Here is a 14,544-nt window from a genome sequence, read left to right on the forward strand (position 1 = left end):
TTATTCTCCTTTTTTTAATAGTTGTAGTAGGTAATGGCCATAGTCATTTTTACATAAACGTTGCCCAATATCTTCTAACTCAATATTACTCAGCCATCCATTTCGCCAGGCTATTTCCTCAGGACAAGCAACCATCATTCCCTGACGCTTCTGTACCGTCTCAACAAAACTTCCAGCTTCGATGAGACTATCGTGTGTTCCAGTATCAAGCCAGGCGAAACCACGCCCTAAGAGCTCTACACTAAGGCTCTGCTTATTTAAATAAACTTCATTGACTGAGGTAATTTCTAATTCACCTCGCTCGGAAGGGCGAATAGATTTAGCAATCTCCAAAACGTCATTATCATAAAAATAAAGGCCAGTGACCGCCCAGTTAGACTTAGGATTCTTTGGTTTTTCTTCGATAGAGATCGCTTTAAATTGCTCATCAAATTCAACAACACCAAAGCGCTCTGCGTCTTTTACCTGGTAAGCAAAAATCGTCGCACCACTTTTTTGAGCAGCCGCTGACTTGAGTTTAGGGCTAAAACCTTGCCCAAAGAAAATATTATCGCCAAGAACCAAACAAACCGAGTCGTTACCAACGAAATGACGACCTATTATAAAGGCCTGTGCAAGCCCATCGGGAGATGGTTGAACAGCATATTGAATATTGATCCCAAACTGGCTGCCATCTCCAAGTAAACGCTGGAAACTCGCGTTATCATCACTAGTAGTGATTATTAAAATATCCTTAATACCGGCCAGCATGAGGACTGATAGAGGATAATAAACCATAGGTTTATCATACACAGGAAGTAACTGTTTAGAGATACCTATAGTAATTGGATAAAGACGTGTTCCGGACCCACCTGCCAGGATAATTCCTTTCATTTTTCACTCAACCCTAAATGCTTACATTGATAGGTTCGGTTCTTAATGCTGTTTACCCACTCTTCATTATTAAGATACCAGTACACAGTTTTACGGATGCCAGACTCGAAGGTTTCCTGTGGTCGCCAGCCTAATTCCCGGCTGATTTTATCTGCATCAATGGCATAACGACGGTCGTGCCCTGGCCTGTCGGCAACATAGGTTATCTGTTCACGATAAGACGTCGCTTTAGGTTTAATCTCATCCAGCAGGTCACAAATAGTCAGTACGACATCAAGATTCTTTTTCTCGTTATGTCCGCCGATATTATAGGTTTCGCCGATCTGCCCCTGCGTGACTACGGTATAGAGCGCACGCGCATGGTCTTCAACATATAACCAGTCGCGAATTTGGTCGCCTTTGCCATATATCGGCAACGGTTTACCTTCCAGCGCGTTAAGGATAACCAGCGGGATCAATTTTTCGGGGAAGTGATACGGGCCATAGTTGTTAGAGCAGTTGGTTACCATCGTCGGCAAACCATAGGTGCGTAACCACGCACGCACCAGATGATCGCTTGAGGCTTTTGAGGCGGAATACGGGCTGCTTGGCGCATAGGCAGTTGTTTCAGTAAAGAGCGGCAGCGCCGCGCTCTCATGCCATTCATCAGGATGTGGCAGGTCGCCATAAACTTCATCGGTAGAGATATGGTGAAAGCGGAAAGCCGCCTTGCGCTGCTCATCAAGTGATGACCAGTAAGCGCGGGCCGCTTCGAGAAGGGTATACGTGCCGACGATGTTCGTTTCGATAAAATCTGCCGGGCCGCTGATTGAGCGATCAACATGGCTTTCTGCAGCCAGGTGCATGACCGCGTCAGGCTGGTGCTCTGTAAATACACGATCGAGCGCAGCGCGGTCACAGATATCGACCTGCTCAAATGCATAGCGTTCACTGTTTGCCACAGAAGCAACAGATTCAGGATTGCCTGCGTAGGTAAGCTTATCAAGATTAACTACCCTGTCCTGGGTATGGTTAATAATATGGCGTACTACAGCGGAGCCAATAAATCCGGCACCGCCGGTCACTAATATCTTCACAGTGAGTTATCTCTTATATGTGGATATTTTGAGAGGAATGATAATTAACACGTTGTCGCTGTGAGCATGACGTTATCGAGGTTTTAACGCTCTTTATGGATAAATATTAAGCATTTTTTCGGCAGCCTGTTCAACAATGCTACCGCCCCTGGCTCAACAGCTACCAGTGCACTACTTTATACAAAACTTTTGAAATCAGTTAATTAGCTTTATTGACGGGATAGTCGATCTCGGTAACTATTTCGGATTATGGCCCCGTCACAGCGCTTGCACCAAAAAAACAAAACGGCAGCGAGTCCGTCGAGTATAAATGCTTATCAACCCGAATGCTCAACTGCCGTTTTATCAAAGGCTATCCTGCCTGTATAGCGTTCTGCAGAGAACGGCTGGCTTATGCCAGCAGTTTCTTAATGCTCTCGCGGAACTTCTGCCCTTCTTTCAGGTTACGCAGGCCGTAATTGACGAACGCTTTCATGTAACCCATTTTCTTACCGCAATCGTAGCTTTCGCCGGTCATCAGCATCGCTTCAACAGGCTGATTCTCGTTCAGACGAGCGATAGCATCGGTCAGTTGGATACGTCCCCAGGCGCCCGGTTCGGTTTTCGCAAGCTCTTCCCAGACATCGGCAGAGAGCACATAGCGCCCGACCGCCATCAGATCAGAATTCAGCGTCTGCGGCTGGTCCGGTTTCTCGATGAAATCAACGATACGGCTGATTTTGCCTTCGGTATCCAGCGGATCCTGAGTGGTTATCACTGAATATTCAGAGAGATCGCCTGCCATACGCTTCGCCAGCACCTGGCTGCGACCATTTTCCTGGAACCGCGCAATCATAGCGGCCAGGTTATAACGCAGTGGGTCAGCAGAAGCGGCATCAATAATAACATCCGGCAGCACGACAACAAACGGGTTATCGCCGATAATCGGACGCGCGCACAGAATAGAGTGGCCGAGGCCCAGCGGCTGCGCCTGACGCACGTTCATGATGGTTACGCCCGGCGGGCAGATAGACTGCACTTCCGCAAGAAGCTGGCGCTTCACACGCTGTTCAAGCAGCGCTTCGAGTTCATAAGAGGTGTCGAAGTGGTTCTCAACCGCGTTCTTGGAGGAGTGGGTAACCAGCACAATTTCCTTGATCCCTGCCGCTACGATTTCGTCGACAATGTATTGAATCATCGGTTTGTCGACAATCGGCAGCATCTCCTTTGGAATCGCCTTGGTGGCAGGCAGCATATGCATGCCGAGCCCTGCGACGGGAATAACTGCTTTCAAATTAACCATCTCTTTCCACCTCTAAATGTTTGTTATCTTGAATTTGGTCAATCACAGCCGTGTGACCTAAATGCGTATTTCACAGCTGTCATTCTGTGATTTTCAGATACCTGATAACATAAGAACTGACTTAACTCTTAATTGGGCTCAGAGAATTCGGAAAACAGCCAAAACGATTTTCAGAGCGTCCCTTACACACAAATAAAATGCAGATTTTACGTTCGTCACTGAGCGCTTTTTACTCAGAAACAAACGTAATATCGTCCTGTTTCACAGCAACAAACTCATATTGTAATGTGCGATCGAGCCCTTCTGAGAGCGTGTAGGGCGCGATGAAACCTGACTGATGCACTTTAGTCGCGTCAAACTGGGTAGTTGCACAGAACTTTTTAACACGGACGGCACTGACAGCATACTTCTTACCAGTGATTTTGCTAAGGATATCAAAGCAATAACCACCCAACATACCGAGCGGATAAGGAAGATGTACTGAAGGGATCTTTTTATCGAGACTCTTCTCTACCTCTGCAACTAGCTGATTCATATTGAGATCAGGCTTATCGACATAATTGTAAACCTGATAGCCGGGCATGACATTTTTCAGTTTCCAGGTAATAAACTCAACGATATTCCCTACATAAGCCATTGATTTGTAATTATTACCTGCGCCAACCATAGCAAAGCGACCACTGGCTATCTGTTTGAGTAAATTATAGACGTTGCCACGGTTACGCTCGCCGAAAATGACGGTCGGACGAATTATCGTTAAAGAACGGGTATCCGGCGCGCGGTTAAACCATTCACGCAAGACTTCTTCAGCCTGCCATTTGCTTTTGCCGTAATGATTGAAAGGGTCAACCGGGTGGTTTTCATCCGGGTTCTTTTTATTGAGGCCATACACCGCTACAGAACTGGTGAAAATGATATTTTTGATGTTGTGCTTATCCATCGCGTCAAGCACGTTACGGGTGCCTTCAACATTAACATCATAGTACAGCGAGGTAGGGCTGACATCATCACGATGCTCTGCGGCCAGCAACACAACGGTCGAACACTCGCTAAGCTGCTTCTCCAGAGAAGCTTTATCGCGCACATCACCTGCTACCGTGATATCGGGATAGAAGTGGCTGTTTTGCTTATCAAAATTCGTAATATCGAAGTCAGACAGTGCCCTTTCAATCAGTCTGGTGCCGACAAACCCAGACGCGCCGATAAAAATCACCTTCTCTTTCATATCCTGCCCGATGCGTTAGTGACTGCTTCAATAAAAAACTGAAAGCGCCATCCTCTTATCTCAGGAAGCGTCTTTCAGTTAATGAGATTCCCTTATTAATTTGAGGAAGTATAAGCTTTTGCAGCCGGATCGCCAGTATCAAATCGCGTGACTTTGCACAGAAAATACGCATCTGGCATCGTACGATCGGCACTTTATTACATCCGGCATGCGGTTTAGCGTGTCCTTTGCGGCAGCGCAAAATTCAGCATTTGCGTATTCACGTGCTGATGATCCACGCGGTCAATATCGACCGAACTCTGCCCTTTCTCGTTCACCGCCTGAATGTTGGCAAGCGACAGCAGCGTGTCGTCTGTGGCCATAAAACGGCCGCGTACGTCTTTGCGCAGATCAAATTGCATCTTCAGCGCGGGGCCTACGGACGACTCCTGCATCACTTTGACGTTACGCACAAACAGGTGTTGCGGCTTGTTGTGCAGCTCAAGCGTCGCGCGCTGCATATCGACGTTCGTGATAGCGACAAACGAGGTCGTGTTACCGGATGAGATCTGAATGCCGCGCAGCTTATAAGGCAGGTTACGGTTATCCATATGGATATTGTTCAGCTTGAAGTTCTGCGGAATCGACAGGTAATTCCCTTTGATAACGCCGTAGCCGATCAGCATCCCGGCGCTGTTCACCATCGTCACGTCATCGATAAGAAAGTTATCGCAGCCATAAATCGCGACCGTCGCGTTATCGATGCCCGCGGTTTTGCTGAAGTCCGGCGTGATGTTTTTCGCTTTCACATTACGAATGACGAAATGCTTGCCGTTCTCCACGTGCACCAGCTGGCGGCAGTTACTGCCGGTAATGTTCGCCACCACGAAGTTCTTCACCGCCTGGCTTTCCGGGTAGGCGTTATCGTAGGTGCTGCCCGCAAGGCCAATGCCGATGCCCCAGTTGATTTTGCCGTTGGTGCAGTTGATCTGGTCGAGAACGTGGTCGGAGATAAGAAGCTCCGAATCATTAATCGCCACGTTCCATTCGATGGCGTCGCCCTGGAGACGTTCAAAGCGTCCGTTAGTGATACGCACGTTGCGCAGTTCGTTATGAAAACCCTGGCGCAGAATGCCGTAGTTGGCGTCGTGGATGTAGATATCGTCGATCACGAGATCCTGCATCTTCTGCGGCTTTTTGCCGCCGATGTAAATCTGCATGACCGGGCCAAAACCGCTCATCTCGATGCCTTTAATGGCCACCTGCGAGCCGCGCACGTCGAGAATGATGTTATGCAGACGCCCTTTTTTCTCGCCCAGGATCTGGCAGCCGTCCTGGAGAATAAAGCGCCCTTTGCCGTTGCCTTTGAGTGCGCCGAGCACCCGCAGGGTTTTCCCGGCTGGCATAAACACCGGGCTGTTAATGTTGTCGCAGGTGAGGCTTTCGGGCACTTCCACGGTCTGCGCTTCACTAAAAGCAAGCTTGAACGCCTGCGGCCAGTTGTCCTTGTAGAAGTCAGCAACATTGACGGTCTTGCCGCCCGTGACGGCCTGGGCGGCGCGGCTGTGCAACAGCGGCATCAGCGCCGCAGCGGCGCTGGCCTGCACAAAAGTCCGGCGGGAAAGACGCCCGGACGACATGATTTTACGCATAAAACCTCGGGTTACAGGGTTTGCAGCAGGCCCGCGAGTTCGCGGTAGATGCGCTGCTGGTTAAACTCGGTTTCCACTTTTTCACGGGCGCGGGTCAGCATCGGGCGCAGCGTCTGCTCGTCGATTTCAGCGAAGGCCTGAAGCTTATCCGCCAGCGCGTGCGCGTCGTTTTCCGGCACCAGCCAGCCCGATTTTTCAGCATCGATAAGTTCCGGAATGCCGCTGTGCAGCGTGGAGATAACCGGAATGCCCACGGCCATCGCCTCCATCAGCGCAACCGGAATTCCTTCCATATCGCCATCGACGCCGGTGACGGAAGGCAGCAGGAACAGATCGGCTCCGTCGAGCATCGCTTTCACTTCATGACTCGGCTTAAAGCCCGGCATAAAGACGCAATCTTTCAGGCCATACTGCTCAATCAGCGTATGCAGGCGGCGCTCCCACGGCCCGGTACCCAGGATGTTGTAACGAAAATCCACGCCGCGGCCTTTCAGCAGACGGCAGGCCTCGATCGCCACATGCAGCCCCTTTTTCTCGGTCAGACGCGCTACGGAGATAATCTCCAGCGGCGTGCCTGGCTGCTTGAGCGGGCGCAGCGAGAATTTCTCCATGTCTACGCCCATGCGCGAGACGGCGATTTTCTCCTGCGGGCAGCCCATCGCTTTCAGGCGTTCGGCCCACAGCTCGCTAATCGGCAGCATCAAATCGCCGCGGCGGAAAAGCTGCTGGTACTCCGGCGTGTAGCGCATCAGCACTTCACGGTGCGACACATCGATGCCGTGGAACACGGTCGCGATTTTGCCGTCCAGCACGCCCAGCTCGCGAAGCTTGGCGGCGGTCACGCCCGCCGGGCCAAAGTGCGCGATAAACACATCGGCCTTCAGCGTGCCGGGCACGCGTCCGCAAATGGCCGAGAGGATCAGGTTGCGCGCCTCGTCGCCGTAGCGCGCCATGTTGAGCGCCCGCCAGGTGCGGGCGTTAAAGAGCCCGCGCGCGGTATGGCTGGCGCGATATTTAAGCTTCGCGGCTTTGCCTTCCGGCTCTTCCAGCAGAAAGCGGGTTTTCTGCGCCAGGTTGTATTCGGTGTACGCGGCATGGGTGTTTTTCAGATCGCCCTTCTGCAGCGAGACGATCTCCACCTCATACCCCATGTTGATAAAGCCGACGATCTGGTTCAGGACGAACGTTTCAGAGGCGACCGGGAATTTCAGCAGAAAGAAGCTGACTTTCATCGGGCTCCTCCCGCGCGCATCAGCACGGATTTCACCATCTGATGGCCTTTTTCGCGCTCGGCGGCGACCGCCGTGGCGAGGCGTTCGTTAATCGCCGGCAACTGGCCGAGGGTGTCGCCTACCATCGCCTGCAACGAGCCGTCCAGCAGGTGGCGGATCTCAATCGCCATCTCCGGCATGCCGAGCTGCTGCATGATGCCCGCGGATTTGTGTTCGTAGTTAATGGCAATCGCCGGCGTCCCGAAGTTCATCGAGATAATCGCCGAGTGCAGACGGGTGCCGACGGTCAGTTCGCACGCGCCGAGAATTTTGCCCATTTCGAGATCGTTCAGTTCGTCCATCACCACGTGGAAGCGCGACGGGTCTTTCACGAGCTTGCTGAGATTCAGCGCCACCATACGGTCATCTTTGTTGTAGCTGTCGATACCGGTGCACGTGGAGAGCGCCAGCACCTGATAGCCTTCGTCGATGATACGGTTCACCACATTGGCGAAAGCCTGTTCGTAGGCCTGCTGGGTAGTGCCGAGACGTTTGTCGAACGGTGCCAGCTCGCGCAGCGTAATCGCCACGGTCTTGTCGCGCGCCGCCACGTCCAGCCAGTGCTGCACCGCGTAACTCGCGACGAAATCGTCATTGTGATGCTCAACCAGCCAGGCGGTATCGACGCCCAGTTCCACTTTCGAGGTGTCAATCTGGCCTTTTTTCATCAGATCCAGGCTCACGGTTTCGCGCAGGATCAGCGCGTCGCAATGGCCGAATACATAATTGGCGAGCTGATTAAACTGCGGCTCCTGGAACGGCCCGACGCTGTGGCCCACCATAAACAGCGGTTTTTTCGCCATAAAAGTGCACAGCGCATGTTCAAACTGCGGGGTGCCGTAGAGATCGACGAAGAACGAGCCGCCGACCTGGATAATCGCGTCATAGTTGCCAAGCAGGCCGACAAAATCGGTAAAGCCCTGCGGCAGAGAGATGTTGCGCAGTTTGCCGTTGCCGGTCACTTTGGCGAGCAGCACCTGGTGCTGGTAGCGGCGGCGCAGCACTTTCTTCACGCGGCCCATCACGCCCGCCGCGTTGTTAAACTGCTTCATCTGTTTGTAGAGCGGGTCAGGCATGACCTCTCTGTCCAGCAGCCAGGCGGAGCTCACCGGGTAGCGGCTCATCACGTCCACTTCCGCTGAAGGGTCCTGAAGCGCTATCGCATCGATAAGACCGCGCAGGATGGCGCTGTCGCCACGGTTTCCGCAGGTGTGGTTGCCAAGAATGAGTAACTTCATGTTGACCTCTGAAATATACGCTCTCGCTACCCACTGCACGCTGTCAGCGGGGCTCGCGCATCAATAATTTTTAACGGGATCAGCCTGCACGGAGCAGCATTTTCATTTTATCGTTGCGGCAAAACTGGCGTTTCAGCTCTACCACCAGCGCATTGCGCGACAGCACAATCGTCACGGCGAAGGCCAGTACGCCCGCGGCAATCTGCACCGCCAGCAGCGGCGCAAGCGCCAGATGCCCCTTGAGCGCCACGCCAAGCGCGTAGCTGACCACAAGCGTAGGCAGCGAGAGCCAGAATGGCAGCAGAATGCTCTGGATATACTCGCGGTAGCTGGAGCCCAGCACCGGTTTAATCATGATGAAATAGCTCAGCACGGTATTGATTATCTGCACCAGCAGGAAGCCGAGCGTCACGCCGAGCGCGCCGCCAAGATGCCCGCCCGCGACAATCGCCGGAATAAACAGGAAGGTTTTAAATACGTTAAATTTAAAGCTGATATCCACACGGGCTTTCGCCATCAGCAGCGAGCCAATCGGGTTACCGATAGAGCGCAGCAGACCGACGACGCACAGCAGTTGCAGAATCGGCACAATGCTGACCCATTTCTCGCCAAACACCAGCGGCACGAAGTTGTTCGACACCACCATCAGGCCGAGCAGCGCCGGGAAGTTAATGATGCCGACCACCGAGAGCAGCTTGTAGAAATTCACACGCAGCTTATCGATGTCATCCTGGATTTTGGCGAACGCCGGGAACAGCACGCGGGTAATGATCGGGTTGAGCTTCATCGGCGGCACCACGGCCACGTTGTACGCGAGGTTATACCCGCCCGCGACCGCCGCGCCGAGGATGCGCGCCAGCACCAGCGTCGAGAGATTGGTGTTGACGTAGTTCACCAGGCTGTCAGCCGTCAGCCACGCGCCAAACTTCAGGTTCGAGGAGACTGACGAGAGCGAGAAATGCAGGCCAGGACGGTAAATCTTACGCCCGAAGAACCCGAACAGCGCGGTGCGTACCGCCGTATTAACCAGATAACCGAGGATCGCGGTCATCGCCACCGGCCAGTACTGGGCGGATATCACCGTAAAGGTGAAACCCGCCAGCACCGAGAAGGTTTCGATAGCGCCAATCTTGTTAAACTCAAGCTCCTTTTGCATCAGCGCGCGGAACTGCTGGCCGTGCGGAATAACCACGAAGGCGAACGCCAGCGTTCGGATAAGCGGTGCCAGATCCGGGTTGTGCAGCACGCCCGCGATAAGATCGCTTAACAGAAACACCACGGCGCAGACCACAATCCCCAGCCCCACGTTCAGCCAGTAGAGCGTGGTGAGCTCCAGGTTGCTGATGCTTTTGCGCTGGATAATCGAGTTCGCAATCCCGAAATCGGAAAGCGTATCGGCCAGCGCGATAATCACAAGGCTAATGGTCAGCAGGCCGAACTGATGGCCATCCATCAGCCGCGCCAGGATGGTCATCTGCACCAGCCCAAGGCTGATGATAATCACCGTCGAAATGGCGGACCACTTGGCACCGCTAATGGTTTTGTCGCGAAGGCTCATGACCCACTACCCTTAATAAGCCGCTTTGTTAACAAAGCCTTTAAACACGGTCAGGAAAACGATTTTGATATCGAGCCATACGCTCCATTCACGGATGTACTCCAGATCGAACTCGATGCGTTTTTCCATCTTCTCCAGGGTATCGGTCTCGCCGCGCCAGCCGTTGATCTGCGCCCAGCCGGTAATGCCCGGTTTGACTTTATGGCGCAGCATGTAGCCCTGAATTAGCGCGCGATACTGCTCGTTATGCGCCACCGCGTGCGGACGCGGGCCGACAATCGACATCTCGCCGGTCAGCACGTTGATAAACTGCGGCAGTTCATCAAGCGAAGTGCGGCGCAGGAAGTTGCCCACTTTGGTGACGCGCGGGTCGTTCTGGGTCGCCTGCTTCACCACTTTGTCGTTTTCCATCACGCGCATGGAGCGGAATTTCCACACCATAATCGGCTTGCCGTCCATACCGTAGCGGGTCTGGCGGAAGATAATCGGGCCTGGCGAGCTGAGCTTCACGGCAACCGCGATACAGCACAGCACCGGCGAAATCAGCAGCAGGATCAGAGACGCCAGCACGATATCTTCCAGGCGTTTCAGCACGCGGTTGATGCCGGAGAGCGGCGTGTCATACAGCGGCACTACCGGCACGCCGTTCACATCGTCAAGGCGCGAGTGCAGGATGTTGAACGTGAACACATCCGGGATCAGCATCACTGAGCAGGTGGTGTCAGAAAGCTCACGCACGAGTTTCTTCATCTGCGCCTCTTCGCTCATGGACATCGCGATATAGACGTTATGGATTTTGCCCGTGCGGGCGTCTTCCACCAGCTGCTCAAGGTTACCTGCCCAGCCGGTCGGTACGCCGCCCGGCTCTGGATCGTGGTAAATCCCGACGACCTCAAACCCAAGCCACGGTTCGTTGCGAAAGCTGTCGGCGAGCTGCTGGCCTACCGGCTGCGCGCCCGCAATCGCCACGCGACGGGTGTTATAACCGCGATTACGCAGCCAGCCCGCGCCGAAGCGAATCGCCGAACGGCAAATCACCATGCCTGCGCCGGTCAGAAGGTACCAGGCCAGATAAACACGGAACGGGCTTTCGAAATCGGGGTTAAAGGCCATCAGACCGGCGCTGAACACCAGGCTCATGGTCCAGTTCTGCAACAGCAGCAGCAGTTCGGTGGAGATTTTTACGCCGCGCCAGGAGCGGTAAAAATCGGTGATCCCGCCAATCATCTGGAACACAACGAGGGTGGTCAGGGCCATCAGCAGATGCATGTAGAAAAACGGCAGCTCATTGATCCTGCACACCACCCACAGTCCGACGAACATAATGGTTATGTCGGAGAATCGTTGCACCAGAGAGATTAACGATGCATTCGTTTTGGCTCGTTCGCGCTTTTTTAGATTTGTCATCGTCGTACCTTCAGGCGCCGTAAGGCGCAGTTAAGCGGCTGCCCTGCCCGGCAGGCCGAAGCCTGCGGGGCGTAAGCGTCGCGGTGTGCGGCGACGCCGGGCGGCCGCGCCGTTTTACTGATTCAGCAGCGCAAGGATTTCCTGGGTTTTCGCCTGCATCAGTTCCGTATCCGCGCGCGACTCCACATTCAGGCGCACCACCGGCTCGGTGTTGGACGAGCGCAGGTTAAAGCGCCAATCGCCGAAATCCATGCTGATACCGTCGGTGCGGTCGATCCCTTTCGCCTGCGGCGCGAAATGGTCTTCCACACGCTTAATGGCAACCGCCGGCTGCGCCAGTTTGCTGTTGATTTCGCCGCTCGCCGGGAACGCCGCCATGCGGTCGCGCACCAGCTCGCCAAGCGACTGACCTTTCAGGCACAGCAGTTCGGTCACCAGCAGCCACGGGATCATGCCGCTGTCGCAGTAGGCGAAATCGCGGAAGTAGTGATGCGCGCTCATTTCGCCGCCGTAAATGGCGTCTTCCTGGCGCATACGCTCTTTGATAAACGCATGACCGGTTTTCGACATCACCGGGGTGCCGCCCGCGCCCTCGACCACGTCCACGGTGTTCCAGGACAGACGCGGATCGTGAATGATTTTCGCGCCGGGGTGCTTTTCGAGGAACGCTTCGGCCAGCAGACCGACAATGTAGTAGCCCTCGATAAACTGCCCGGTTTCATCGAACAGGAAGCAGCGGTCGAAATCGCCGTCAAACGCGATACCCATATCCGCGCCATGTTCGATAACCGCGTTGCGGGTGTCGTCGCGGCATTCCGGCAGCAGCGGGTTAGGAATACCGTTCGGGAAATTGCCGTCCGGGTTGTTGTGAACCTTGATGAACTGCACCGGCACGTTCAGCGCTTTGAAGCGCGCTTCGATGGCGTCCACCACCGGGCCGGCGGCACCGTTACCGGAGTTAATCACCAGCTTCAGCGGCGTGAGGTTTTTGACGTCGATATAACCGAGCAGGTGATCGATATAGGCGTCACGCAGGTCGATTTTTTTGTAGCTGCCGCGGGCGGATTCATTCACCGGCGGGAAGTCGTTCGCTTCGGCAAGACGCTGCACGTCGCGCAGGCCGGTATCGCCGCTAATCGGGCGCGCGCCTTCACGAACCAGCTTCATGCCGTTGTAGTCCATCGGGTTGTGGCTCGCGGTCACTTCGATGCCGCCGTCCACGCCCAGGTGGAACGTCGCGAAGTAAATCTCCTCGGTGCCGGACAGGCCGATATCCAGCACGTCGACGCCCGCGTCCTGCAGGCCTTTCGCCAGCGCCAGCTTCAGCGCTTCGCTGGTCAGACGCACATCGCCGCCGAGCACGATGGTTTTCGGTTTCAGGAACTCGCCATACGCGCGGCCGATGCGCCACGCGATATCTTCATTTAACTCTTCGCCCAGACGCCCACGAATGTCGTAGGCTTTAAAACAGGTTAACTTTTCCATTTGTTATCTCTTGGGTTCTCTTTTTTGTCGGAAAAATGCGCAGGATGCCTGCGCCTCACACCCGGCCGTAACGGTCGGCGAAGCGGATCACATCGTCCTCTTCCAGATAAGTGCCGGAGCGCACTTCAATCAGGTCGAGCGGGATCTTGCCGGGGTTTTCCAGGCAGTGCGTGGCGCCCAGCGGGATGTAGACCGATTCGTTTTCCCCTACCAGTTTCACCTCGTCGTTAATGGTCACCTTCGCGGTGCCCGCCACCACAATCCAGTGCTCGGCACGGTGATGGTGCATCTGCAACGACAGCCCTTCGCCCGGCTTCACGGTGATGCGTTTCACCTGGTAGCGCTCGCCCTGATCGATGGAGTCATATTTGCCCCACGGACGGTAAACTTCGCGATGGATATGATGCTCATGGCGGCCGTCGGCTTTGATTTTCTCGACCACTTTTTTCACGTCCTGGACGTGGTTACGGTCGGCGATCAGCACCGCGTCTTTGGTCTGTACCACCACAAGGTCTTTCACGCCGACGGTGGTCACAAGACCAGACTCGGCATAGACGTAGCTGTTTTCGGTGTTGTGCGAAATCACGTCGCCGTGATGCACGTTGCCTTCCGGCGAATGGTTGGAAATTTCCCACAGCGACGACCAGGAGCCGACATCGCTCCAGCCCGCGTCCATCGGCACCACCACCGCGTCGGCGGTTTTTTCCATCACCGCGTAGTCGATAGACTCTTCCGGGCAGGCAAGGAAGGCTTCTTCATCAACGCGGATAAAATCGAGATCCGGGTCAACGGTGCTCATGGCTTTTTCGCAGGCGTCCAGAATATCCGGACGGAATTTCGCGAGTTCTTCCAGGTAGCGACCGGCGCGGAACAGGAACATGCCGCTGTTCCAGTAGTATTCGCCGCTGTTGACGTAGGACTGCGCGGTCTCCAGATCCGGTTTTTCGACGAACTGAGCGACGCTGAAGGCAACGGCGTCCACCGCCACGTCCGGGTTAGAGACGTCGCCACGGCGGATGTAGCCATAGCCGGTTTCCGGCAGGTTCGGCACGATGCCGAAGGTGACCAGCTTGCCGCTCTCGGCAAACGGCATCGCGGCGCGCACGGCGTTGCGAAACGCGTCTTCGTCCTGAATGACATGGTCAGCGGCCAGCACCAGCATCAGCGGATCGGTGTCCGGGCTGTTGCGTTTCGCCGCCAGCGCCGCCAGCGCGATAGCCGGCGCGGTGTTGCGCCCGGCAGGCTCCAGGATGATGTTTTCGGTCAGCTTGTTGAGCTGGCGCAGCTGCTCGGCGACGATAAAGCGATGCTGTTCGTTACAGATAACCACCGGGCTTTCGCACTGCACGCCGTTTAAGCGGCAGACGGTGGTCTGAAGCATTGTCAGGTCCCCTTTCAGGCAGAGGAACTGTTTTGGGTAAAGCACGCGGGAAAGCGGCCACAGACGGCTGCCGGAGCCGCCTGCCATAATTACCGGAAAGAGTTTTGACTGACTCAT

The 14,544-nt window shown here is 54.6% G+C and carries 11 protein-coding genes; all 11 read right to left on the reverse strand.

Annotated elements, in window-relative coordinates; genetic code table 11:
• Window positions 1-873: a glucose-1-phosphate thymidylyltransferase RfbA gene (gene rfbA / locus ACUW6V_RS03790; protein WP_105503680.1), complete on the reverse strand. Its 873-nt coding sequence runs from the start codon at window positions 871-873 to the stop codon at window positions 1-3.
• Window positions 870-1,949 carry a dTDP-glucose 4,6-dehydratase gene (gene rfbB / locus ACUW6V_RS03795; RefSeq protein ID WP_319703685.1) on the reverse strand — a complete coding sequence of 360 codons (1,080 nt, stop codon included), beginning with the start codon at window positions 1,947-1,949 and terminating at the stop codon, window positions 870-872. The genes rfbA and rfbB overlap by 4 nt, the downstream gene beginning before the upstream one ends.
• Window positions 1,950-2,340: 391 nt before the next feature.
• Window positions 2,341-3,231, reverse strand: coding sequence for a UTP--glucose-1-phosphate uridylyltransferase GalF (gene galF, locus ACUW6V_RS03800; RefSeq protein WP_007902916.1), 891 nt, complete (start codon window positions 3,229-3,231; stop codon window positions 2,341-2,343).
• A gap of 229 nt (window positions 3,232-3,460) precedes the next feature.
• Complete coding sequence (locus ACUW6V_RS03805; protein ID WP_007902918.1) at window positions 3,461-4,456, reverse strand: NAD-dependent epimerase/dehydratase family protein; 996 nt, start codon at window positions 4,454-4,456, stop codon at window positions 3,461-3,463.
• Between the two features lie 215 nt (window positions 4,457-4,671).
• The gene (wcaM, locus tag ACUW6V_RS03810) at window positions 4,672-6,087 is read right to left on the reverse strand and encodes a colanic acid biosynthesis protein WcaM (protein WP_012124330.1); all 1,416 of its coding nucleotides are present in this window, start codon (window positions 6,085-6,087) and stop codon (window positions 4,672-4,674) included.
• 11 nt (window positions 6,088-6,098) lie between these two features.
• Window positions 6,099-7,319, reverse strand: coding sequence for a colanic acid biosynthesis glycosyltransferase WcaL (gene wcaL / locus ACUW6V_RS03815; protein WP_454038014.1), 1,221 nt, complete (start codon window positions 7,317-7,319; stop codon window positions 6,099-6,101).
• The gene (gene wcaK, locus ACUW6V_RS03820) at window positions 7,316-8,596 is read right to left on the reverse strand and encodes a colanic acid biosynthesis pyruvyl transferase WcaK (RefSeq protein WP_105611001.1); all 1,281 of its coding nucleotides are present in this window, start codon (window positions 8,594-8,596) and stop codon (window positions 7,316-7,318) included. Before wcaK ends, wcaL begins: the two co-directional genes overlap by 4 nt.
• 79 nt (window positions 8,597-8,675) lie before the next feature.
• Window positions 8,676-10,154, reverse strand: coding sequence for an MOP flippase family protein (locus tag ACUW6V_RS03825; RefSeq protein ID WP_454038015.1), 1,479 nt, complete (start codon window positions 10,152-10,154; stop codon window positions 8,676-8,678).
• Window positions 10,155-10,166: 12 nt separating this feature from the next.
• Window positions 10,167-11,561 (reverse strand): undecaprenyl-phosphate glucose phosphotransferase, encoded by a 1,395-nt coding sequence (wcaJ, locus tag ACUW6V_RS03830; RefSeq protein WP_105503674.1) that lies wholly within the window; start codon window positions 11,559-11,561, stop codon window positions 10,167-10,169.
• A gap of 114 nt (window positions 11,562-11,675) precedes the next feature.
• Entirely contained in the window at window positions 11,676-13,046 is a 1,371-nt protein-coding gene (gene cpsG / locus ACUW6V_RS03835) for a colanic acid biosynthesis phosphomannomutase CpsG (RefSeq protein WP_454038016.1), read from the reverse strand.
• 55 nt (window positions 13,047-13,101) lie between these two features.
• Window positions 13,102-14,544, reverse strand: a complete 1,443-nt coding sequence (gene cpsB / locus ACUW6V_RS03840) for a mannose-1-phosphate guanyltransferase (protein ID WP_007851132.1) — start codon at window positions 14,542-14,544, stop codon at window positions 13,102-13,104.

It is taken from the genome of Cronobacter sp. 153480017-3 (assembly GCF_053627815.1).